Annotated in this window: 21 protein-coding genes; 1 reads left to right on the top strand and 20 read right to left on the bottom strand. The window is 70.9% G+C overall.

Annotated elements, in window-relative coordinates; all coding sequences use genetic code 11:
• Positions 1–16 precede the first annotated feature (16 nt).
• The 18 genes from AB0K35_RS27515 to AB0K35_RS27430 form a co-directional block, all read right to left on the bottom strand.
• Positions 17–1,084: a polyprenyl synthetase family protein gene (locus tag AB0K35_RS27515; protein ID WP_363888771.1), complete on the bottom strand. Its 1,068-nt coding sequence runs from the start codon at positions 1,082–1,084 to the stop codon at positions 17–19.
• Entirely contained in the window at positions 1,081–2,496 is a 1,416-nt protein-coding gene (locus AB0K35_RS27510; protein WP_363888768.1) for a nucleotide pyrophosphatase/phosphodiesterase family protein, read from the bottom strand. Before AB0K35_RS27510 ends, AB0K35_RS27515 begins: the two co-directional genes overlap by 4 nt.
• Positions 2,493–3,692: a metabolite traffic protein EboE gene (eboE, locus tag AB0K35_RS27505; RefSeq protein ID WP_363888766.1), complete on the bottom strand. Its 1,200-nt coding sequence runs from the start codon at positions 3,690–3,692 to the stop codon at positions 2,493–2,495. Before eboE ends, AB0K35_RS27510 begins: the two co-directional genes overlap by 4 nt.
• On the bottom strand, positions 3,692–4,549 hold the full coding sequence (locus AB0K35_RS27500) for a TatD family hydrolase (RefSeq protein ID WP_238670338.1): 858 nt from the start codon (positions 4,547–4,549) through the stop codon (positions 3,692–3,694). Before AB0K35_RS27500 ends, eboE begins: the two co-directional genes overlap by 1 nt.
• Positions 4,550–5,158, bottom strand: a complete 609-nt coding sequence (locus AB0K35_RS27495; RefSeq protein WP_357361764.1) for an EboA domain-containing protein — start codon at positions 5,156–5,158, stop codon at positions 4,550–4,552.
• A gap of 64 nt (positions 5,159–5,222) precedes the next feature.
• Positions 5,223–6,200 carry a sugar phosphate isomerase/epimerase family protein gene (locus AB0K35_RS27490; protein WP_363888761.1) on the bottom strand — a complete coding sequence of 326 codons (978 nt, stop codon included), beginning with the start codon at positions 6,198–6,200 and terminating at the stop codon, positions 5,223–5,225.
• On the bottom strand, positions 6,197–7,156 hold the full coding sequence (locus AB0K35_RS27485; RefSeq protein ID WP_238670341.1) for an SCO3242 family prenyltransferase: 960 nt from the start codon (positions 7,154–7,156) through the stop codon (positions 6,197–6,199). Before AB0K35_RS27485 ends, AB0K35_RS27490 begins: the two co-directional genes overlap by 4 nt.
• Positions 7,140–8,306 (bottom strand): inositol-3-phosphate synthase, encoded by a 1,167-nt coding sequence (locus tag AB0K35_RS27480; protein WP_363888758.1) that lies wholly within the window; start codon positions 8,304–8,306, stop codon positions 7,140–7,142. Before AB0K35_RS27480 ends, AB0K35_RS27485 begins: the two co-directional genes overlap by 17 nt.
• A gap of 644 nt (positions 8,307–8,950) precedes the next feature.
• The gene (locus AB0K35_RS27475) at positions 8,951–10,159 is read right to left on the bottom strand and encodes a Gfo/Idh/MocA family oxidoreductase (RefSeq protein WP_238670343.1); all 1,209 of its coding nucleotides are present in this window, start codon (positions 10,157–10,159) and stop codon (positions 8,951–8,953) included.
• A 21-nt stretch (positions 10,160–10,180) separates the two neighbouring features.
• A complete protein-coding gene (locus AB0K35_RS27470) occupies positions 10,181–11,233 on the bottom strand; it encodes a substrate-binding domain-containing protein (RefSeq protein WP_238670344.1) in 1,053 nt (350 codons plus the stop codon).
• A gap of 97 nt (positions 11,234–11,330) precedes the next feature.
• Entirely contained in the window at positions 11,331–12,458 is a 1,128-nt protein-coding gene (locus tag AB0K35_RS27465; protein ID WP_238670345.1) for an ABC transporter permease, read from the bottom strand.
• Positions 12,455–13,963 carry a sugar ABC transporter ATP-binding protein gene (locus tag AB0K35_RS27460; RefSeq protein ID WP_238670412.1) on the bottom strand — a complete coding sequence of 503 codons (1,509 nt, stop codon included), beginning with the start codon at positions 13,961–13,963 and terminating at the stop codon, positions 12,455–12,457. The genes AB0K35_RS27465 and AB0K35_RS27460 overlap by 4 nt, the downstream gene beginning before the upstream one ends.
• A gap of 133 nt (positions 13,964–14,096) precedes the next feature.
• Entirely contained in the window at positions 14,097–15,275 is a 1,179-nt protein-coding gene (locus AB0K35_RS27455; RefSeq protein ID WP_124819665.1) for an ROK family protein, read from the bottom strand.
• A 261-nt stretch (positions 15,276–15,536) separates the two neighbouring features.
• The gene (locus tag AB0K35_RS27450; protein WP_363888752.1) at positions 15,537–16,562 is read right to left on the bottom strand and encodes a YihY/virulence factor BrkB family protein; all 1,026 of its coding nucleotides are present in this window, start codon (positions 16,560–16,562) and stop codon (positions 15,537–15,539) included.
• A gap of 64 nt (positions 16,563–16,626) precedes the next feature.
• Positions 16,627–17,436 carry an ABC transporter permease gene (locus AB0K35_RS27445; protein WP_238670347.1) on the bottom strand — a complete coding sequence of 270 codons (810 nt, stop codon included), beginning with the start codon at positions 17,434–17,436 and terminating at the stop codon, positions 16,627–16,629.
• A gap of 103 nt (positions 17,437–17,539) precedes the next feature.
• Complete coding sequence (locus AB0K35_RS27440) at positions 17,540–18,328, bottom strand: ABC transporter permease (protein ID WP_238670348.1); 789 nt, start codon at positions 18,326–18,328, stop codon at positions 17,540–17,542.
• A 228-nt stretch (positions 18,329–18,556) separates the two neighbouring features.
• A complete protein-coding gene (locus AB0K35_RS27435; protein ID WP_363888749.1) occupies positions 18,557–18,748 on the bottom strand; it encodes a DUF397 domain-containing protein in 192 nt (63 codons plus the stop codon).
• Positions 18,739–19,527: a helix-turn-helix transcriptional regulator gene (locus AB0K35_RS27430; protein ID WP_363888746.1), complete on the bottom strand. Its 789-nt coding sequence runs from the start codon at positions 19,525–19,527 to the stop codon at positions 18,739–18,741. Before AB0K35_RS27430 ends, AB0K35_RS27435 begins: the two co-directional genes overlap by 10 nt.
• 288 nt (positions 19,528–19,815) lie before the next feature.
• On the opposite strand from AB0K35_RS27430, the gene AB0K35_RS27425 reads away from it, so the two are divergent.
• Positions 19,816–20,031 (top strand): flavin reductase, encoded by a 216-nt coding sequence (locus AB0K35_RS27425; RefSeq protein WP_238670351.1) that lies wholly within the window; start codon positions 19,816–19,818, stop codon positions 20,029–20,031.
• 110 nt (positions 20,032–20,141) lie between these two features.
• On the opposite strand, the gene AB0K35_RS27420 is transcribed toward AB0K35_RS27425, so the two are convergent.
• Together AB0K35_RS27420 and AB0K35_RS27415 are read right to left on the bottom strand one after the other, a co-directional pair.
• A complete protein-coding gene (locus AB0K35_RS27420; protein ID WP_363888743.1) occupies positions 20,142–20,681 on the bottom strand; it encodes a hypothetical protein in 540 nt (179 codons plus the stop codon).
• 302 nt (positions 20,682–20,983) lie between these two features.
• Complete coding sequence (locus tag AB0K35_RS27415; RefSeq protein ID WP_238670353.1) at positions 20,984–21,916, bottom strand: ABC transporter ATP-binding protein; 933 nt, start codon at positions 21,914–21,916, stop codon at positions 20,984–20,986.
• Between the last annotated feature and the right edge of the window lie 74 nt (positions 21,917–21,990).

Genomic DNA, 21,990 nt, shown 5'->3' with positions numbered 1-21,990 from the left:
GATCGAAAGTCGCCGGTCAGGCGCGTCGGTCGATCGCCTGCCCGGCCAGCGCAACCAGGGCCGCGCGGGCCTCATCGGCCACCATGGCGTTCTGCAGGGCGGAGAGCGCGGCCTCGGTCCGGACCCGGATCATCTGCTCGATCCGCTTCCGCGCACCGGTCGCCTCGATGATGTCGCGCAGCTCCGCCGCGCCCTCGGCGTCCAAGGCCGGGTTGCCGAACAGCTCCCGCAGCCGGATGGTCTGCGTCCGATCGGCGGCGCTACGGGCCAGCGCCATCATCACGGTGGGCTTGCCCTCACGCAGGTCGTCCAGGACCGACTTCCCGGTCACCGCCGGGTCACCGAACACGCCCAGGACGTCGTCGCGGAGCTGGAACGCGTCACCTAGCGGGTCACCGAACTCGCCCAACGCGGAGATCAGCTCCTGCTCCGCGCCGGCCAGGGCCGCACCGATCTGCAACGGCCGGGTGACCGTGTACCGGGCAGCCTTCATCCGGATCACGGTGAGGGCGCTGGCCACCGAGCCGTCACCCACGCCGGAGACCAGGTCCAGGTACTCCCCCGCGATCACCTCGGTACGCATCAGCGCGAACACGCCGTACCCCCGGTGCACCTGCTCGGTGCTCAGCCCGCACTCGTGGAACATCTGATCCGACCAGGCCGCACAGAGGTCCCCGCAGAGCAGCGCCGTGTTGCGGCCGTACGCCTCGGGGTCACCGCGCCACGACGAGCGGGCGTGCAGGTCGGCGAAGAGCCGGTGCACCGACGGCTCACCCCGGCGGCGGTCGCTGCCGTCCAGGATGTCGTCGTGGATCAGCGCGAACGCGTGGAACAGCTCCAGGGCCGCCGCGGCCACCACGATCGGGGTGCCGTCGGCCGCCCCCGCGCCGCGCCAGCCCCAGTAACAGAAGAGCGGGCGCAACCGTTTGCCACCGGCCAGCACGAACCGTTGCAGCGCGGTGAAAACGCCCCGCGGCGCCCCGTCCGGCCAGTCCGGGCCCTGCCGGCTGAGAAACCCGGCCAGCTCCGCGTCGAAGCGCGCCCGCAGCTCGCTGGCGTCGGTGGGCGCGACAGTGACCGTCATGAGCCCTCCCCCGACGCGCCGGCACCGCCGGGGCTCAACCCGGCCAGCTCCAGCAGCAGCGCCTTGACCTCGGTCGCCGCGATCTTGTCCCGGGCAGCGGTCGGGTCGGAGCAGAGCAGCACCGGGCCGTCCGCCGGGTCGTCCGGCAGCCGCCCGTGCGAGCCCCGCACCGCCCGCGCCCCGGCATCGAGCCCGACCGCGCTCATCAGGTACCGCATGCCGAGCTTCTTGCGGGCCAGGGCGACCCCGGCGCGGGCCTTCGCGGCACCGGGGTTCGCCGGGTCGAAGAACAACTCGGCCGGGTCGTAGCCCGGCTTCCGGTGAATCTCCACGAGCCTGGCGAAGTCCGGCGCCTGGGCGTCGTCCAGCCAGTAGTAGTAGGTGAACCAGGCGTCCGGCTCGGCCACCAGCACCAGCTCACCGGCGCGCGGATGGTCCAGCCCGTGTGCGGCCTTGCCCTCGGCGTCGAGCACCTCGGCCACCCCGGGCAGGTTGGCGCAGAGTTTCGCCACCGCCGGAACGTCGGCCGGATCCTTGACGTAGACGTGCGCGATCTGGTGGTCGGCGACAGCGAACGCCTTCGACGTCCACGGGTCGAGGTACTCCATGCCCGCCTGGGTGTGCACCCGCAACAGGCCCTCGGCGCGCAGCAACCGGTTGACGTCCACCGGCCGGGACACGTCGGTGATGCCGTACTCCGACAGCACCACCACTGTGGCGTCCCGGGCCCGGGCGGCGTCCAGGAGCGGGCCGAGCACCGCGTCCAGCTCGGCTGCCGCCGCGGCGGCTTCGGCCGACGAGGGACCGAAGCGTTGCAGGTCGTAGTCCAGGTGCGGGACGTAGACCAGGGTCAGGTCGGGTGACACGTCGGCGAGGATCTGCTCGGCCGCCTGGCAGATCCACCGCGACGAGGGCAACCCGGCCGTCGGCCCCCAGTAGGTGAAGAGCGGGAAGGTGCCCAGCCGCCCGGTGAGCGCGTCGTGCAGCTCCGGCGGATCGGTGTAGCAGTCCGGCTCCTTGCGCCCGTCGGCGTAGTAGACCGGGCGTGGCGTCACCGTCCAGTTGACGTCGGCGCCCATTGCGTACCACCAGCAGACGTTGGCCACCGTGTAGCCGGGTTCGGCCCGGCGGGCGGCCTGCCAGAGCTTGTCCCCGCCGACCAGCGCGTTGTGCTGCCGCCACAGCAGCACCTCGCCCAGCTCCCGGAAGTACCAACCGTTGCCGACGATCCCGTGCCCGCTGGGCTGCTCGCCGGTGAGGAAGGTGGACTGCACCGAGCAGGTCACGGCGGGCAGCACGGTGCCCAGCTCGGCCCGGAAGCCGCCGTCGGCGACCCCCCGCAGTCGAGGCATGTGCGCCAGTAGTCGGGGGGTCAACCCCACCACGTCGAGGACCACCAGTCGCCGGCTCATCGCGTCACTCCCATAGTCACGTTTCGCTCTGCGGTCAGGCCGAGGCCGACCAGTTCGTCCCGGGCGAAGGCCAGCTCCGCGGCGATGCCGGCGGCCAGCTCCGCGTCGGTGCCGGGCCGTCGGGCGGCCGGCAGCACCCCCCAGGTGTACGTCTCGACGTCGAGGTGGTCGCAGCCGGCGGTCGGGCCGTCGAAGAGCGCTCTCAGGGCCGCGCGGAGCACCGGCAGGGTCGAGCCGAGCGGCTCCTCGGGTGGGGCGTGCAGCGGCACGTGGTAGTGCACCCGCCACGGCCCGGGCAGCGCCCGGTCCAGCGCCTCGTCCAGGTCGTCGGCCGCGTACGTCGGGTCGGCCGGGTCGGCCAGGCCGGCGCAACCGGCGCCCCGGGTCTGGTGCAGGAAGCGCGGCTCCACCCAGCGGCGCAACGCCTCGGCCCCGCCCTCCGGGTCGGCGGCCTCGACAGCGGCTGAGACCTGCACCTTCACCACCGGCAGTCCGGCCGCCCGCAGTCGGTGCAGCGCCTCGGCCGGCTCCTCCCAGGCGCAGGCCAGGTGGGCCAGGTCGACGCAGACACCCAGGCGTTCGGTGTCCATCCCGGACAGCAGCTCGGCCGCCTGACCGGTGCTCTCCACCACACAGCCGGGCTCCGGCTCGAAGGCGACGCGCACCTCACGGCCGGTGTCCTGTTGCACGTCGGCCAGGCCGGCGGCGAGCTGGTCCAGTCGGCGTCGGGCCGCGTCGGCCCGGCCGGTGTCCCACGGTTGACGCCAGGCCAGCGGCAGCGTGGAGATCGAACCTCGGGCGGCGTCGTCGGGCAGCAGGTCGGCGAGCACCCGGGCCAGGTTGAGGGTGTAGGTCAGGCGCTGCTCGGTGGTCCAGTCCGGGTGGTACACGTCCTGCTTGACCACCGGGGCCTGGAAGGCCGCGTACGGGAAGCCGTTGAGGGTGACCACCTCCAGGCCGCGCGCGTCCAGTTCGATGCGCAACCGGCGGCGTAGCGTCGGGTCGGCGGCCAGCTCGGCGGCGACCGGAGCGGCCAGCCACAGGCCGAGCCCGAGCAGGTCGCTGCCGAGCGTCTCGCGGACCGGCACCGCGTAGGTGTCCAGTTGACCGAGGATGCCGGCCAGGTCCTCGGCCGGGTGCACGTTCGTGCAGTAGCTCAGGTGGACGGTCTCGCCGCCGGAATGTCGCAGCCGCATCAGCTGCCGCCGCGCAGGATCGAGTTGCCGGTCTGCGGGTCCACGGCAGCGGCTGCGTCCAGGTCGCTGAGGTCGAGCCGCCCCGACTGACCGTAGAACTCCACCGGGTTTCGCCACAGCACCTGGTCGACGTCGTCGTCGCTGAAGCCGGCCGCGAGCATCGCCTCGCCGGTGGCCCGGGTCAGCAGCGGGTCGGAGCGACCCCAGTCGGCTGCCGAGTTGACCAGCATCCGTTCCGTGCCGTACTCCCGCAGCAACTCGACCATCCGCTGCGGCGTCATCTTGGTGTCCGGGTAGATGGAGAAACCCAGCCAGCAGCCGCTGTCGCGGACCAGCTTCACAGTCACCTCGTTGAGGTGGTCGACCACCACCCGACCCGCGTCGATGCCGGACTCGGCGACCACGGCGAGGGTCCGCTCGCAGCCGCGCGCCTTGTCCCGGTGCGGGGTGTGCACCAGCGCCGGCAGGTCGTACGCCACAGCGAGGGCGAGCTGCGCAGCGAACGCCTCGTCCTCCTCGGGCGTCATCGAGTCGTACCCGATCTCGCCGACCGCCACCACCGCGTCCTTGTCCAGGTAGCGGGGCAGCAGGTCGAGGACCGGCCGGCAGCGCGGGTCGTTGGCTTCCTTGGGGTTCAGGGCGATGGTGGCGAAGTGGCGCACCCCGAACTGCCCAGCCCGGAACGGCTCCCAGCCGATCAACGAGTCGAAGTAGTCGGTGAACGAGGCGGCGCTGGTGCGCGGCTGACCCAGCCAGAACGCCGGCTCCACCACCGCGCGCACTCCGGCGGCGGCCATCCGTTCGTAGTCGTCGGTGGTGCGTGAGGTCATGTGGATGTGGGGGTCGAAGATGCGCATTCACGCCTCCCGGGGCAGTGCGGCGGTGAGCCGGTGGAGCAGGTCGTTGGCGTCGGCGGGCAACTCCCGGCCGGCGGCGTGCCGTTCGGCGGCAAGCGCGGCCAGCATCGCGGTCAGCTCGCTGTCGGCCCGGGCGTCCAGATCGGCCACGTTGGCCAGGGGGACGCCGCTGAACACGCACTTGAGCACCGCCTGCCGCCAGGCGGCCTGGTCGAGGTGCCGGGCGTACGGGCCGAGCGCGGCGGCGACCAGCCGGGTGTCGTTGGTCCGGATCGCGTCGTGCAGCAACGGAACCCCGTCGGCGCCGATTGGCAGCAGCGGCAGGGCGCGCAGCACGGCTCGTCGTTCGGCCGCGTCACCGTGCTGGTAGAGGCGCTCGGCGTACGCGGCGTGCTCGCCGGGGAGGCTGGTGAGCAGCAGCACCCGGGCCGCGTCGTCGGCGGTCCAGCCGGGGGCGTCGGGCAGCGCGGCCCGCCCGCAGCGTCGGCCGACGGCGGGAAAGAGCCGGGTGATCGCGGTGGGCTCGGTGGTGACCCGGCGCAGCGCCGTGTCCAGCCAATCGGGATCGGGTACGCCTCCCAGCGCGGCCCGTAGTGAATCCGGTGTCATCCCGTCTCCTCCCTCGTGCTGCTGTGCGGCTCCGTAGGTGCCCGAGCGCGTCCTTTGCTCTGCTTCACTCCACGCGACGGTCGGTGGCCGGATCTGTTGCGTCCGTTGAAGCAGAGCAAAGGACGCCGGCAGGCACCTCTTGCCGCCGACGGTCACCGCTTGTCGAGGTGGCCGCCGCGGCGCGCAGGAATTCGATGGACCGGGCGGCCACGTCTGGTGCGGCGTGCGAGTCGCGGGGCAACTCGACGGCGACCAGGCCGCGGTAGCCGGCCTCGGCCAGGGCGGCCAGCACCGGCGGAAAGTCGATCTCGCCGACGCCGAACTCCAGGTGCTCGTGCACGCCTCGGCGCATGTCGTCGATCTGCACGTTGACCAGGTGGTCGGCCACCTCGGCGACGCACTGCGGCACCGGCCAGGGCTCCAGGCACCGGCAGTGGCCGATGTCGAGGGTGATGCCGCAACGGGCCGGGTTGCCGAGAGCGGCGTGCAACCGACGCCAGTCCGCGATGTCCTGCACCAACATGCCCGGCTCCGGTTCGAAGCCGACTGTGACCCCGGCGCTGTCGGCCGCGTCGACCACTGTGGCGCAGCCGGCCACCAACCGGTCCCAGGCGCACTGCTGTGACACCGCCTCGGGTCGGACACCGGCCCAGAACGAGACCGCCTCCGCGCCCAGGTCGGCACCGATCCGCACGGCCCGGCGCAGGAACTCGATCCGCCGGGTCGGGTCGTCGTGCAGCAACGTCGGGGCGTGCTTCTGCCACGGGTCGAGCAGGTAGCGGGCACCGGTTTCGATGACCACCGCCAGACCCAGCGACTCCAACCGTCGACCGACCGCTGCGACCCGGCGGGTGAGCCCGGGCGCGAACGGGTCCAGGTGGTCGTGGTCCAGGGTGAGCGCCACACCGTCGTAGCCGAGGTCGGCGATGACGGCGAGCGCGTCGTCGAGGCGGTGGTTGGCGAAGCCGTTGGTGCCGTACCCGAGGCGCAGCGTGGTGGCGTCGACTGCCGACGCACCGGGCCGGGGCTCGGGGACGCTCATGTCGGTGAGACCTTCCGGGCCAGCCGTCGACCCAGCGGCGCGGCCGCCGCGACGGCCACCCCGAGCAGACCCGCTCCACCCCGTGCGGTCAGGGCTCCCTGGAGGGCCGGCAACCCGGTGATCCCGGCGCCGACGGCCGCGCGGACCCGCCCGGCCGACGGGTCCCGGACGACCTCGGCCTGAGCCGCGCCGTACCGGGCGGCGTACCAGCCGGCCAGCACTGCGGGCAGCGCCGCCGCGATCGTGGCCGATCGGCTGCGACCAGCGCGCACGCCGGTCCCGTCGACGGTCTCGGCCCGGTCGGTGGCCCCGGTCTGGTTCGTCGTTCGGAAGGCTGCGCGTCGGGCGCCCGGCACGGCGACGGCGGCACTGGCGGCGACCAGCGCGGTGCCGGCGAGGGTACGCATCGGCAGGGTGGCGTCGGCGCCGGTGACCTCCCGGCGGGACAGCGCGGTGACCGTCCAGGTGTGCGCGGCGACTGTGGCAGCCGCCGGCAACGCCCGGGTCATCCGGCCGCCGGACGCGCCGAGCAGCACGTCCAGCCCTCGGCAGGCGGCCATCACGGCCGGGCCGGCGGCGGTGTTCTTGGCCAGCAGGTCGTACCCCCAGATGGTGGCGGCCAGCGGCACGGCGAGCGCGGCGGCGCGGCGACCGCCCACGGCGGCGGCCAGGCCCACCCCGGCGGCCGTGAGGCCCGCCGCGAGACCGACGGCGGCGGCGGGGCTGACCCGCCCGCTCGGGATCGGCCGCTCGGGCCGTTCCTCGGCGTCCAGACGCCGGTCGGCCCAGTCGTTGGCGGCCATGCCGGCCCAGTAGAGCAGCACCGAGGCGCCAGCCAGGGCCGGGGTACGCGGGCTCAACGCGCCGGCCGCCGCGGCCCCGGCGATCACGTCACCGGGCACCGAGAGCGCGGCTGGCGCCCGGACCAGCTCGGCGAGATCAGCCAACGTTGCCATGGTCACCGTCCCCGCCGTCGTGCAGTTGCCGGGTGAAGGTGGTCAGCCGGGCCCACTGCTCGCCCAGCGAGTGGGTCGGCGTGCCCAGCGGGTCCTTGAAGAAGAAGCCCAGGTCGGCCAGCGGCCCCACCTGCCCGGCGGCGTGCGCGGCGGCGGTGAGTCGGGCCAGGTCGAGCACCAGCGGCGCGGCCAGCGCGGAGTCGCAGCCGTGCCAGGTGAACTCCATCCGCATGCCGGTGCCGAGGAATCCGCTGAAGGTGATCAGATCCCAGGCGGTCTTGAAGTCGCCCAGTTCCTCGACGTACTCGATGCGGGTGCCGCCCTGCGGGACGTAGCCCAGCGTCTCGCCGAGCACCCGCTGCTTGCTCTGCACCTTCGCCGCGTTCGCGGCCGGGTCGGCGAGGGTGGCGCCGTCGCCACCGCCGAGCAGGTTGACCCCGGACCAGGAGCCCACTGCCAGGTTGCGCATCGCGAACATCGGCGCGAGCACCGACTTGACCAGGGTCTCCCCGGTCTTGCCGTCGTGCCCGGCGTACGGCAGTCGGGCCTCCTCGGCCAGCGCGGCCAGCGCCGGCAGCCGCAGCCCGGTGGACGGGGTGAAGTCGACGTACGGGCAGCCGGCGAGCACTGCGGCGTACGCGTAGAGAGAGCTGACCGGCAGCACCTCGTCCGGACCGTCGAGGGCGGCGCGTAGCGCGGCCGGGTCGGCGTGCGCGGGGTGCGGTCGAGGGGCCGGCTCGGTGGCGGAGACGTTGACCACCACGACGCGGTCCAACTCGTGCCGCTCGCGGAAGCTGATCAGGTCGCGGACCACGGCCTCGGCCCGGTCGGCCTGGGTGTCGCCGACCGGTGCCGGGCGCAGCTCCTGCTCGACCACGCCCAGCTCGTCGCGGAGCGCCGCGACCAGCCGCCACGGGATGACACCGGCGTCAGCGAGGGCCTCGGCGCGCTTGCACAGCGGAGTGGTGGCCAGGTCATGTCCGCCGAAGACCAGATCGGCGAACGCCGGCAGGGCCGGGCCGCGCAGCTCGGGAAGCTCGGTGACGCAGCCGGTGGGCCCGGCCAGGCCGGCCCGCAGCGCGAGCCCCCCGACGATGCTGGTGGTCGCGACGGAACCGCGCGCTCCTACCAGCCAGACACCTGTTCGCATGGTGCTCCTTCCCCATTCACGAGGAACCGTCGGTACCGCTAAATATAGGAATATCAGAATATGTTTCGGAAAGATACGGCCTTGTTTCGTAAAGTTTTCGGGCCGGGTGGATGGGCCCCGTCCGCTCGCCCCGCACCGGAACAGCACCGGCTTCCGACGTCGGCGTCGGCGGCGACGACGACGGACCGGATCCCGGCAGGTGCGAGCAGACGGGGCTGGTAGGCAGGGTCGGGTCGGCGTCTCGACCCTGCCTCCCCCGCATCCGGCCGGTCGGGGCATTGGCATGCCCCGGCCGGGCGTCTCAGGCCGCCGCGCCCACCGGAACACCGACCGAACCACTACCCGCCGGGAACCGGCGAGCGGATGCGGTACGGGTGGGGGCGGCGGCGGGCGGTGTCATCAGGTCCTCCGGAGGTCACCGGTGGTGGCGGTCCTCCGGTGCGGCCGGGGAATCCCGGTCCGGTCGCACCGGACGACCGTCCTGCTCGTGCGCCACCGGGCCGTGGGGCCCGGCTGCACGCTCTCCGATGCCGACCTCTGTCCCGGCCACGGGGCGCAATCCGTGGCTGGTCCCTCGCCGGTCGACTTCGGAAAGCCGGTCGGGCGATGGCGGTGCGAACACCGCCGTCGCGGATGGTCAATGGTCAGAGGGCCGCCGCGGTCAGCGTCGGTTCCACCTCGGCCCAGGATGAGCCGAGCTCCGCCGAGCGGGCCACCGCGTCCAGCACCAGCTGGACCTGCAACGCGTCGGCGAAGGAGGGAGTCGGGTCGACACCGGTGGCGACCGCCTCGATGAAATCGCGCATCTCGTGCGTGAACGAGTGCTCGTAGCCGATGATGTGGCCCGGGGGCCACCACGCCGACATGTACGGGTGCTCGCCCTCGGTCACCAGGATGCGACTGAAGCCCTGCTCCACAGCCGGACGGGTCGCGTCGTAGAACTCCAGCTCGTTGAGGCGCTCCAGGTCGAAGACCACACTGCCCAGCGAGCCGTTGATCTCGACGCGCAGCGCGTTCTTACGGCCGGTCGCGAACCGACTTGCCTCGTACGTGGCCAGGGCGCCACCGTCGAGTCGCGCCACGAAGACCGCGGCGTCGTCGACGGTGACCGTCCCGGTGGGCGCCGCGTGGCCGTCCACCGAAGCCGCCAGACCGCTCGACTCGGCCGGCAACGGCCGCTCCTTGACGAAGGTCTCGGTGACCGCGCTGACGCCGCTGATCCGCTGACCCGTGACGAACTGGGTCAGGTCGATGATGTGCGCACCGATGTCACCGAGCGCGCCGGAGCCCGCCCTGTCCTTCTGCAACCGCCAGACCAGCGGGAACTGCGGGTCCACGATCCAGTCCTGCAGGTACGTCGCACGGACGTGTCGAATCACCCCGAGCCGTCCGTCGGCGACCAACTGGCGCATCATCGTGACCGCGGGGACCCGGCGGTAGTTGAACCCGCACATCGACCGCACTCCGGCAGCCCGGGCGACGTCCGCAGCAGCGGTCATCGCCCGTGCCTCCTCCACCGAGTTGGCCAACGGCTTCTCGCACAGAACGTGCTTGCCTGCGGCCAACGCGGCGAGAGCGATCTCGGCGTGACTGTCGCCCGGGGTGCAGATGTCGACTACGTCGATGTCGTCCCGGTTGATCAGGTCACGCCAGTCGGTGGTGTACGCGTCCCAGCCGAGTGTGTCGGCGGCGTCAGCCACCTTCGCTGTGTCTCGGCCGCAGATCAACGCCATCCGGGCCCGCGCCGGCAGGTCGAAGACGCGGTTCACTGTGCGCCACGCCTGTGAGTGCGCGGCGCCCATGAACGCGTAGCCGACCATGCCGACCCGCAGTTCTTTGTCTGTCGTGGACAAGGTGGGTCTCCCCCCGATATGTCAGAACCCGAGCTTGTCGTAGCTGCTCGCGTTCTCCTTGGTGATCGTCTCCGAGGCCAGGGTCACTTCCTTGGGCACCTGCAGCTCCGTCAGGTCGCCCAGGCCCCGACCCTGCGCGATGAGCCGCGCGAGCGAGACCGCCGAGGAGGCCATCGACGGGTTGTAGGTGACAGTGGCCTTCAGCACGGTGTTGTCGGCCTTGATGGCGTCGATCGCGAGCTTGGAGCCCGCGCCGCCGACCATGAAGAACTCCGACCGGTTGGCCTGCTTGATGGCCGCGAGCACACCGATGCCCTGGTCGTCGTCGTGGTTCCAGATGGCGTCGATCTTCGGCAGCGCCTGGAGCAGCTGGGACGCCTCGCGCTGGCCGCTGTCCGAGGTGAACTCGGCCGAACGACGGTTCTTCACAGTGAACCCGTAGGTCGCCAGGGCGGCCTTGAAGCCCTCGCTGCGCTCGACGGTCAGCGGGATCTCCAGACCGGCGATCTCACCGATGATCGGGTTGGCGACGCCCTTGTCCTTGAGCATCTTGCCGATGTAGTGCCCGGCCGAGACGCCCATGCCGTAGTTGTCGCCCTTGATGACCAGCCGCGAGGCCAGTGCGTCGGGGAACGCCCGGTCGAGGTTCACGATCGGGATGCCCGCCTGCATCGCCTGGAGGGCAACGGCGTTGACCTCCTTGCCGTCGTGCGGCAGCACGACGATGATGTCCGGCTTCTGGGCGATCAGGGTGCCGAGCGTGGAGCGCTGGGCCTCGGAGTTCGACCCACCGTCGACCTCCTTGAACTCCACGTCCGAGTAGGCAGCCGCCTGCGCCTTGGCGTTGGCGTGGATCGCGCCCATCCAGCCGTGGTCGGCGGCCGGGGCGGAGAAGCCGATGACGACCTTCTTGCCGGGGGCGTTGTTGCCTTCGCTGTTTCCGGCGGCCTTGGTCTGGGTGCTGGCAGCCGGGGTCTCGTTGCTGGTGCAGGCAGTGAGGAGGGTGGCAGCGCCCACTGCGGCTCCACCGAAGAGCAACCGGCGGCGCGACAGGTCGCGACTGTGCTGGGTCATTAATGACCTCCTGGGAGCGGGATTTGACTTATTGAGGGTGTGCGAGGCCCGGCCACCGTCGAGTTTCTCGACGTCGCCAGGACAACGGTGCGGTGCGTCAGGTTGCGGTGGTGACCCTGTTCCGCGCGAGGAGCCGAGTGACGGACTTGAACTGGAACTGCTGGACCAGGACGGCGGCGACGATGATGCCGCCCTTGACCATGTTCTGCGCCTCGATGGAGAGGCCGTTGATGGCGAAGAGGTTCGTGATGGTGGCGAAGATGATGACGCCGAGCAGCGAGCCGACGATGGTGCCCCGGCCGCCGCTGAGCAACGTCCCGCCGATGATCGCCGCGGCGATCGCGTCCAACTCGTACAGGTTGGCCATCGCCGCCTGGGCCGAGGTCGCCTGCGAGGTGAGCATGATGGCGGCGATACCGCAGCAGAGACCGGAGAGCGCGTAGAGCAGCATGGTGTGCCGCCGCACGTTGATGCCGGCCAGCCGCGCCGCCTCCGGGTTACCGCCGACGGCGATGGTCCGCCGGCCGAAGGTCGTGCGGTTGAGCACCACCCAACCGGCCAGCACGACAGCGCCGAGGATGTAGACCAGGATCGGGATCCCGATCACCTTGCGCGCCGCGATGTCGTTGATGAAGGTGCTGCTCGACACCTGCGTCTGCTTGTTGGAGATCGATGCCGCGAGCCCTCGCGCGGCCACCAGCATCGCGAGCGTCGCGATGAAGGGGACCAGCCGCCCGTACGAGATGAGCACACCGTTGACGAGGCCGACGCAGATGCCGACAGCGAGGGCGGTGAAGATCATGCCGCCGGCGCCGTAGCTCTGGGTGGCCACAGTGGTGCACCAGACCCCGGCCAGCGCGACGATCGCGCCGACCGACAGGTCGATGCCACCGCCGATGATCACGAAGGTCATCCCGACGGTGACCACGCCGACGACCGAGGCCAACTGGAGGATGGCCAGGACGTTGTTCCAGACCCAGTTCGGGTCGCCGTACAGGTCGGGCTTGGTGATCGCGCCGACCACGATGAGCGCGGCCAGCACCCCGATCAGGCCGAGGTTGCGCTTGGCGCCGTCGCCACCGTCACCCCGCCACCAGGAGAGCTTGCGCCCTGATCCTGCCTTGTTATCGGCCACCGCCGTCTCCGCCGGGTCCACCGGCGGCGACTGCGCCGGAAGCTGCGGGCGCTCCGGTGTCGCGGTGGGAGTGGGAGTCGCGTCGCTCATGCCGGTGCGCCTTCCATCAAGGACCCCGCCATCACGAGGTCAAGCACAGTGTTCTCGTCGAGTTCGCCGGCCGCGGCTTCGCGGACGACCCGCCCTTCCCGCATCACCAGCACCCGGTCGGCCAGACCCAGCACCTCGGGCACCTCGCTGGAGACCAGCAGCACCCCCACGCCCTGAGCGGCCAATGACCGGATGACCTGGTACAGCTCGGCCCGGGCGCCCACGTCCACGCCCCGGGTCGGCTCGTCGAGAAGCAGCAACTTGGTGCCGCCGAGCAGCCAACGCCCGACCACCACCTTCTGCTGGTTGCCGCCGGACAGCGTGCGTACCGGCCGGTCGACGTCCCGGGGCCGCAGCTCAAGGGTCTCCGCGATCCGGTCCGCCTCGGCGCGTTCCTTGGCGGCGTTGGTGAAGCCGAGCCGCGCGTACCGGCCGAAGGTGGCCAGCGTGACGTTGCGGTAGATCGGCTCGCCGAGCAGCAGCGCCTGGCTCTTGCGTTCCTCCGGGGCCATTCCCATGCCGGCGCGAACCGCCGCGCCGACACCGGGGCGCAGGACCTTTCCGTCCATCTGCACGGTGCCGGCCTCCGGGAGGCGGGCACCGTAGATCGTCTCCAGCAGTTCGGAACGACCGGAGCCGACCAGCCCCGCGATGCCGACGATCTCCCCGGCACGCACGTTCAGCGACACGTCGGCGAACTCGCCGGTGCGGGTCAACCCCTGCACCTGGAGCAGGTCGGCACCCGCGGAGTCGTCGGTCGGCCGGTCCGGGAAGACGTACTCGATGGTGCGGCCGGTCATCCGGCTCACCAGGTCGCGGGTCGGGGTGTCGCGCGCCGGCAGGTTCGCCGCCGTGGTCCGGCCGTCCTTGAGTACGGTGACCCGGTCGCCGATCTCGCGGATCTCCTCCAAGCGGTGGGAGATGTAGATGACGGCGATGCCCTGCGCGGTCAGCTCTCGGATGATCCGGAACAGGTTGCCGACCTCGTCGTGGGCCAGCACCGCGCTCGGCTCGTCCATGATGATCAGTCGGGCCTCGTGCGACAGCGCCCGCGCCATGCTGACGATCTGCTTGCCGGCCGCCGGCAGGGACCGGACCATCCGCCCCGGCGGAATCTCACCGTGGCCCAGCCGGCTGAGGATCTGGCGGGTGTGCCGGGCCATCCGGCCGCGCCGGACGAAACCGAAGTTGCGGTACTCGTGCCCCAGGAACGCGTTCTCCGCCACCGACAGATCCTCGACGAGGTCGAGCTCCTGGTAGATGGTGGCGATGCCCGCCTTCATGGCGGCCTGCGGGTTGGCGAACGTGGCCGGCTCACCGCGCCACTCCACCTGCCCGGAATCCGGTTGGTGTACCCCGGCGAGCACCTTGATGAGAGTGGACTTGCCGGCGCCGTTCTGCCCGAGCAGGCAGTGCACCTCGCCGGCACGCACCTCCAACTGCACGCCGTCGAGCGCGCGTACGCCGGGAAAGGTCTTCACCACATCGGTGAGGCGCAGGACCACCTCGCCCGCGACGGTGTCGGCGGGAGCCTCGACCAGCGGCGCCTCGGCGACGGCCTCGGCCGACGCGGTGGCGGGGTCATCCTCGGGCAGAGCCACAGTCTCCTCCTCGCTCACGACGGAATCTCGAACAGCTTCATGCGGCTTCCCCGAAGGCGACGTCGCTCGCGAGCACCGCAGCGCCGGTGACACCGGCACGGCCGCCCAGCTCGGACAGGACGACGGGAAGGTTGCCGGTGGCCAGCGGCAGCGACCGGCGGTAGACCACACTGCGGATCTCGGCGAGCAGGATGTGGCCCAGCTGGGCCAGCCCGCCACCGATCACGATCATGGACGGGTTGGTGAAGCTGACCAGGCCGGCGAGCACTCCGCCGACCCGCCGTCCGCCGTCCCGGATCAACTGGATGCAGGTCACGTCGCCCTCGACGGCGCCCTCGGCGACGTCCAGCGCGGTGACGACACCCCGCAGCGCCAGCCGCTCGGCCAGCGCCGGCGACGTGCCACTGCGGGCGGCGGCTGCGGCGTCCTTGGCCAGCGCGGCACCGCTGAACAGCGCCTCCAGGCAGCCGACGTTGCCGCAAGAGCACATCGGACCGTGCGAGTCGACCTGGATGTGCCCTATGTCGCCGGCACAGCCGTCGGTGCCCCGGTAGACCTCGCCGGTGAGGTAGATGCCGCACCCGATGCCGGTGCCGATCTTCACGAAGAGGAAGTCGTCCACCGAGTGCGCGACCCCACCGTGTCGCTCGCCGATCGCCATGATGTTGACGTCGTTGTCGACCACCGCCGGGCAGCCGTGCTCCCGGCTGAGCAGCTCACGCACCGGGAACCGGTCCCAGCCGGGCATGATCGGTGGTGAGACCGGAACGCCGTCGCGGAAGCTGACCGGGCCTGGTACGCCGATGCCGACCGCGTCCAGTCGCTCGTACGCGCCGTCGACCCGGGCCTTGTGCAGCAGTTCGTTGACCCGTTGCAGGGTCACCTTCGGGCCGTTGCGGATGTCGGCTGCCTCGGCGTAGTGGGCCACCGGTTCGAGGCGGCCGTTGACCACCTCGACGTCCATCGAACTGGCGCCGAGGTCGACGGCGGCGAAGCGCAGCTTCGGGTTCAGCTCGACAAGAGTCGAGCGACGCCCACCTCGGGATGCGGCGAGCCCGGCCTCGGCCACATAACCCAGCGTCACCAGGCGATCCAGCTCGGCCAGCATGCGCGGACGCGGCATCTGGAGCCGGTCGCCCAGCTCGGCCCGGGACACGGCGCCCTCGTCGCGGAGCAGCCGCAACAGGCGCACGTGCAGGGGGTCGACGGTGCGCACCCGGGGCCCCCTCTTCTTTGGCAGCGTTCACATCGACGCAATGCCGATGTGTTGTGTCCGACACAGTAAGAGCGTTCCACGCCGCCTGTCCAGAGCTTCAACCGTTCCGAGACCAACTTTTGTCCGAAAGAACAAAAGCTACTAGTCGATCAAGTAAAGGATCACGGACGGCCCGCGCTCCCTCGCCCGCAGTTCCATCGACGGACACGCAAACGCCCCGCCAGCCGAACCTCGGTGGCGGGGCGTTTGGTGCGGGGACCGTCAGCGGCGGCCGGCTGAGTTGCGCTTCTTGCGGAGCTTGCGGTCGTCGCGCAGCTCGACGTACGGCTCGTCGTCCACAGCGTGGCCGGCCGCGATGGCGCGGCCACGCTCCAGCTCGGCGTCGAACTCCGCCCCCAGCAGGATCGCGATGTTGCTCAGCCAGAGCCAGACCAAGAAGATGATCACCCCGGCGAGCGTCCCGTACGTCTTGTCGTACGAACCGAAGTTGCTCACGTAGAAGGCGAACAGGCCGGAGATCACCAGCCAGATCACCACTGCCAGCACCCCGCCCGGGCTGACCCAGCGGAAGCCGCCGTGTCGCGCGTTCGGCGAGGCCCAGTAGAGGATCGCGAACATCAGGCTGACCAGGATCAGCAGCACCGGCCACTTCGCGACGTCCCACACCGCGACCGCCGTCGAGCCGAGGCCGATCACATCACCCACCGATTCGGCGAGACGGCCGGTGAAGACCACTATCACCGCGCAGACCAGCAGCAGCACGCCGATCACCGCTGTCACACCGGCCCGGATCGGCAGCGTCTTCCAGATCGGCCGACCTTCCGGCACGTCGTAGATGGTGTTGGACGCACGCATGAACGCGCCGATGTAGCCGGACGCGGACCAGAACGCGGCCAACAGACCGATGATCGCCGCGATGCTGGCGAGGCTGGCGTTGCGGTCCGCGGTGCCGATCGCCTCGTTGATGATCTTCTGGATGCTGTCGTTGGGCACCGCCTGGTTGACCGTGTCCTTGACGCCCTCGGTGGCGCTCTCGCCGAGCAGGCCGAGCAGGGAGATCAGCACCAGCACGCCGGGGAAGATGGACAGCACCCCGTAGTAGGTCAGCGCCGCGGCCCAGTCGGTCAGGCTGTCGTCCTGGAATTCGGTGATCGTCCGGCGCATCGCCGCCTTCCAGCCGCTGCCGGGCAGGTCGGTGGGGCTGTCCGGGCCCGCGTCGGGCCCGACCGGCGTGGTGGCGGGATCACGCTCCCGCTCACGCTGGGCGGAAGACTCGTCCGAGGCCATCGCCCCTCCTCCTGGTCGGCGGTGTCACCTCCGGACATGCCCCGTCGACGGGCGCGGATAACCCCTACTTGTAGAGCAACCTCGCCATTCGGCGAGAAGCCACCGTCAGGCCGACCGCCACCATCGCCACGAGGTAGAGCACGTCGAGCAGCCAGAACCAACCACCACTGCCCAGCGCGACCCCCCGGATCAGGTGCACCGACCGGTACAGCGGGGTGATCTCGACGAGCCAGTGCAGCACTGTCGGATAGGCCTGCGCCGGCACGAAGGTGCCGGAGAAGAGAAAGAGCGTGAACTGCGCGGAGCCCACCAGGTCAAAATCCTGCCAGCTACGCATGAAGGTGGAGATCGCCATACCGAGCGCCCCGAACGCGAACCCGACCAGCACCGCGGCCGGGAGAGCGGTCAGCGCCCGGCTGACGCTGGTCAACTCCAGCGCGACCATCACGCCGAGGAACGCCGCCGAGTAGGCGCTGCCCCGCAGCATCGCCCAGGCCAATTCGCCGACTGCGATCTCGAACGGCCGTACCGGGGTGGCGATCATCCCGTCGTACAGCTTCATGTACTTCATCTTGCCGAAGAAATTGAATGTGGTCTCCGCGAGCACCCCGGTCATCGCCGAGGCGGCGAGCATCGCCGGGGCCACGAACTCGGCGTACGAGACCAGCCGCCCGTCGGGCAGCGGCAGGTCGCCGACCAGCGCGCCGACGCCCACCCCGATGGAGAGCAGATAGAGCAGCGGCTCCACGAAACCGGAGAGCAGCAGCAGCCAGTAGACCGACTTCAGCGCCGCGACGTTGCGCCCGGCCACCGACGCCGACCGCCGGGACGCGGCGGAAACGTCGACCAGTCGGGGCAGGATCAGCGTGACCACGACACCCTCTCTGCTTGATCTTCAAACGACGAGTCTGTTGGGGCCAGCTCGGCCGACGGACCAGCTCGGCCGCCGGGCCAGCTCGGCTGCCGGACCAGCTCGGCTAGACGACGAGCTTGCGACGGAACGCGCGCACCGCCAGCAACCAGCCGCCGACCGCCCAGGCGGCCAGGTAGAGCAGGTGCCCGACGATCGACCACTGTGGGGCAACGCCGAGCGTGGCCGCGCGGCACAGGTCCACGGCGTGCCACAACGGCGTCGCGTACGCCAGCCAGCGCAGCGCCTCGGGCAACGACTCGACCGGAAAGAACACCCCGGCGAAGAGCGTCATCGGGATGACCGCGAACCGGAACAGCATCGCCAACCAGTTGTCGCTGGACACCGACGCGGCGTACGCGAAGGTCGGCGCGGCGACGGCCAGCCCGAGCAACGCCACCACCGGCAGGGTGACCACCGCCCACGGCGACCGCAGCGCCCCGAACAGCCCGGTGACCAGCAGGAACGCCGCGATAGTGGTGAGCACCCGGAACAACACGAAGGCCAGGTGCCCCGCCACGATGTCGCCCACCCGCAGCGGTGACGCGCCCTGCGCAAAATAGATCTTGACCCACTGGAAGTTACTGAACACCGGCCAGGTCGAGTCACCGACTGTCACCTGGAGCGCGGTCGAAGCGATCAGCCCGGGGACCAGCCAGTCCAGATAACGAACCCCGTCGACGCCCTGGTCGATGTAGGCCCCGACGCCCACCCCGAACCCGAGGACGGTCAGCACAGGCAGCAGGAACGAGGAGAACACCCCGGCCCGCCAGGTGCGCCGCAGCCCCACCAGGTAGTGCTCGAACACCGCGTACGCCGGCACCCATGGGAACCGCGCCGATCCCGCCACACTCACCCGATCACCCCGCCCACCGCGCCGGCCACCACGACCTGTCTACCCCCGGGGTACGACAGACCGCCGGTCACCCTACGACGACCCCGCCGACGTGTCGTCCGGGTTTCGCCACGTCGGTCTGGGCCCCGCTCGTTGATCGACTCGGTTTTCAGGAAGTCGCGGTGTCAGAGCCGCCCTGATGCCCCGATTTCCTGAAAACCGAGTGGATCTTGAGGGCGTGGCCGCTATCTACCGGCGAACGGCGCCGGAACCGACGAATGCGCGCCACGCGTCAGATGGGAAGACGAGCAGGGGGCCGGTCGGGTCCTTGGAATCACGCACGGCCACCAGCCCAGGCAGGTTGCTGGCAACCTCCACACAGTTGCCGCCGCTGCCGTTGCTGCGAGTGCTCTTGCGCCACCGGGCGCCGGTCAGCTCCATGTCTCCGCCACTTCCGCGATCAGGTCGAGGGACTGTTGCTGCGATAGTGCCTCACCGCGGATCGACTCCCACACCTCGACCATCTGCCGGACATACTCGGCGCGGTCGATGACCTGCCCGTGGCGCTGCCCGTCCAGGTAGACCACATCTTCGCCGGTCGCTGTGGTAGCGATTACGAAGGGACCATCGAGCCCAGCGTACGCACCTGCCGACAGCGGCACGACCTGGATTCGGACCCGCGGCAGGGCCGAGCCGAGCTTCACCAGGTGCCGCAACTGCTCGCGCATCACCTCCGGCCCGCCGACGTGGCGACGCAGCGCGTACTCGTCGACAACCATACTGAGCAGCGGCGGCCGGTCCCGGGTGAGCACGCCCTGCCGATCGAGCCGGGCGGCCACCTGCTGCTCGACCTCTTCAGCCGCGAAGAGTCCAGCACCGACCAGGATGGCCCGGGCGTATCCCTCGGTCTGCACCAGGCCCGGCACGTAGAGCGGCTCGAACGAGCGCAGCGCGGTGGTCTCCTGCTCGATGCCGGCCCAGTCGCGGAACCACGGCACCACGGCCTCCCGGCTGATCCGCCGCTGGATGCGTTCGAACCGACCGTCGACCCCGAACACGGCGTCACACCGGCGGGCGAAGTCCAGACTTGGCCGGCGCTCGGATGTCTCCACCTTGGCGACCAGCGCCCCGGAATAGCTCAACGCCTCGGCCAGCGCCGCCTGCGACATCCCGTTGGCGGCCCGGGCCAGTCGCAGCTCCTCGGCGAAGTGCTCCAGCATGGACGAACCTTCCACGGACAACCCCCGTACATTCCCGTACCGTGCCGGGCCGATCGCCGTACGCGCTGGTCGTCGGCGTGCGGAACCTCCCACCGTAGTCGGATCCTCACCAGACTGTCACGCAGCGGAACCGCTCACGGGATCCAGACGGCGGGCGGAACCAGGCCGGGAGCGCCCCGTGACCCCCGATCCGGGGCGCTCCCACCCACCCGATGGAGGTTCGCTCGTGCGACTGACCTGGTCGGCTCATCACAGCGGCGGGCACTGATGCCGCGGTACCGCCCGCACGTGGCGGCACGCCCGTCCTGGCGCTGCCGGGTCTGCGGCGCGGCGTGGCCCTGCTCGCCGGCCCGGCTGGCGCTGCTCGGCGAGTACCGCGAGGACCGGATCGGCCTGCTCATCTACCTCGCCGCGTTGCTCTACGAGGCGGCCGGGGATCTCGCCGGACAGGCCGGTCAGGACCGGCTGACCGATCGATTCATCACCTGGGCCAGAGCCCGTTGAGCGTGATCGTTGGCAGCTCAGCGTGCTCGATACGCGGGAACGGTTGTTGCTGAGCTGCCAACGATCGGACCCGCGAACCGTCAACGATCGGGCCTGTGGTCTGCGCGCGGTCAGGCCGGTCGGTACGCGCGGACCAGCGCCTGCACGGCGTAACCGAGCAGCAGCAGTCCCGCGCCAACGCCCACCACCAGACCGGCGGAGACCGCCGAGGCGAGGCCGGTGACGAGACCCGCCACCGCCACCAGGCACAGCGCGGCACCGAGCGGGCGAAGCAGCGGGTCCCGCAGAAGCGGGGCGAGCGGGAAGAAGTGCAGACCGACCACCAGGCAGACCAGCACGGGAACGTACTCGGACCAGTTGGCCGCTACCAGCACCGCGGCACCCAGCCCGGCGGCGGCGAACTCGGCCCCGACGATGAGCAGGTACGGGCGGTCGGCGGCCCGGTCCCGGGGGCTGCCGGCCCGCCGCAGTCGGGAGGACAGCACACCGCCCAGCGCGGCGGTGAGCAGCGCGACGATGCTGCCCACCACGAGCAGGGCACGCAGCGGCTGCTCCGCCGCCGGGACACTGAACCAGACCATCGCGAAGATGCCCAGGTAGACGGCGGTCAGCCCGGCCTGACGTCGGTTGGCGGCCACCAGATCAGACATGAAACTCCCCCGTGCTACGACAGATCGGCGGTCACCCTACGACGTTCCCGTCGACTTGTCGCCCGCGTTCCACCCAGTCGTCAGGGCCCCGCCCGCGGCCTGGCGCTCTCGGGCTCCAGCTCCCTGATCGACTCGGGTTTCAGGAAATCGGGCTGCCCGCTCGGCCGTATTACCCCGACTTCCAGGAAGCCGAGTCGATCAAGCGGGATCCGGGGCGACACGAAGCCGAGTCGATCAAGCGGGGTCCGGGGCGACACGCCGACGATGTCGCGGGCTGAGCCGTCAACGGTCCTCTTGGCCCGTCAGTCGACCAGGGTGCGGCCGGTCAGGTGCAGGAAGACGTCCTCCAGGCCGCTGCGCCGGACCAGCACGTTCGCCGGCTGGAGCCCCAGCGCGGTGACCTCGGCGACCGCCGCGTCGCCGTCGGGCACGTAGAGCAGGACCCGGTCGGGCAACACCTCGACCCGCTCCCCCAGCCCGTCGAGCTTGCCGGCGAACGGTTCCTGCGACTCGGCGGCGAAGCGCAGCTCGACCACCTCACGGGTCGAGTGCTGCTCGATCAGCGCCCGGGGCGAGCCCTCCGCGACGATCCGGCCGCCGTCCATCACCACCAGGCGGTCGCAGAGCTGCTCGGCCTCGTCCATGTAGTGCGTGGTGAGCACCAACGTGACGCCCTGCTGCTTGAGCCGGAACAGCCGCTCCCACACCAGGTGCCGGGCCTGCGGGTCGAGCCCGGTGGTCGGCTCGTCGAGCAGCACGATCTCCGGATCGTTCACCAGCGCGCGGGCGATGGTCAGCCGACGCTTCATCCCACCGGACAGCGGCTCGACCTTGCTGTCGGCCCGTTCGGTGAGCTGGACGAAGTCGAGCAGCTCGGCGGCGCGCTCCCGGGCCGCCCGCCGGGAGATGCCGAAGTAACGGGCGTAGACAGTGAGATTTTCCCGGACGGTCAGCTCCGGATCGAGATTGTCCAGCTGGGGGCACACCCCGAGCCGCGCCCGGATCGCCGGCCCGTCAGCCACCGGATCCATGTCGAGGATGCGCAACTCACCCCCGCTGGGTGGGGAGATGCAGCCGACCATCCGCATGGTGGACGACTTGCCCGCGCCGTTGGGCCCGAGGAAGCCGAACGCCTCACCCGGCAGCACCTCGACGTCGATGCCGTCCACGGCGGTGAAATCGCCGAACCGCTTCACCAGCCCGCGAGCCTGAATCAGTGGTCGCTCCGAAGTCACCGCCCGACCCTAACCGCCGGGTCCGACACCCCTCCACGCAAATATTCGCCGGCGACCGGCCGGCCGTCGACATG

The sequence above is a fragment of the Micromonospora sp. NPDC053740 genome, from assembly GCF_040677775.1.
Lineage (GTDB): Bacteria > Actinomycetota > Actinomycetes > Mycobacteriales > Micromonosporaceae > Micromonospora > Micromonospora alfalfae.
Note: the sequence above shows the minus strand (reverse complement) of the source record. Positions and strands in the feature narration are given on the sequence as shown.

Bases quoted from the DNA above. Each gene is read 5' to 3' on its own strand.
- AB0K35_RS27515 (WP_363888771.1), bottom strand. From the start codon at position 1,084: ATGACGGTCACTGTCGCGCCCACCGACGCCAGCGAGCTGCGGGCGCGC.
- AB0K35_RS27510 (WP_363888768.1), bottom strand. From the start codon at position 2,496: ATGAGCCGGCGACTGGTGGTCCTCGACGTGGTGGGGTTGACCCCCCGA.
- eboE (WP_363888766.1), bottom strand. From the start codon at position 3,692: ATGCGGCTGCGACATTCCGGCGGCGAGACCGTCCACCTGAGCTACTGC.
- AB0K35_RS27500 (WP_238670338.1), bottom strand. From the start codon at position 4,549: ATGCGCATCTTCGACCCCCACATCCACATGACCTCACGCACCACCGAC.
- AB0K35_RS27495 (WP_357361764.1), bottom strand. From the start codon at position 5,158: ATGACACCGGATTCACTACGGGCCGCGCTGGGAGGCGTACCCGATCCC.
- AB0K35_RS27490 (WP_363888761.1), bottom strand. From the start codon at position 6,200: ATGAGCGTCCCCGAGCCCCGGCCCGGTGCGTCGGCAGTCGACGCCACC.
- AB0K35_RS27485 (WP_238670341.1), bottom strand. From the start codon at position 7,156: ATGGCAACGTTGGCTGATCTCGCCGAGCTGGTCCGGGCGCCAGCCGCG.
- AB0K35_RS27480 (WP_363888758.1), bottom strand. From the start codon at position 8,306: ATGCGAACAGGTGTCTGGCTGGTAGGAGCGCGCGGTTCCGTCGCGACC.
- AB0K35_RS27470 (WP_238670344.1), bottom strand. From the start codon at position 11,233: ATGACCCAGCACAGTCGCGACCTGTCGCGCCGCCGGTTGCTCTTCGGT.
- AB0K35_RS27465 (WP_238670345.1), bottom strand. From the start codon at position 12,458: ATGAGCGACGCGACTCCCACTCCCACCGCGACACCGGAGCGCCCGCAG.
- AB0K35_RS27450 (WP_363888752.1), bottom strand. From the start codon at position 16,562: ATGGCCTCGGACGAGTCTTCCGCCCAGCGTGAGCGGGAGCGTGATCCC.
- AB0K35_RS27435 (WP_363888749.1), bottom strand. From the start codon at position 18,748: ATGGAGCTGACCGGCGCCCGGTGGCGCAAGAGCACTCGCAGCAACGGC.
- AB0K35_RS27430 (WP_363888746.1), bottom strand. From the start codon at position 19,527: ATGCTGGAGCACTTCGCCGAGGAGCTGCGACTGGCCCGGGCCGCCAAC.
- AB0K35_RS27420 (WP_363888743.1), bottom strand. From the start codon at position 20,681: ATGTCTGATCTGGTGGCCGCCAACCGACGTCAGGCCGGGCTGACCGCC.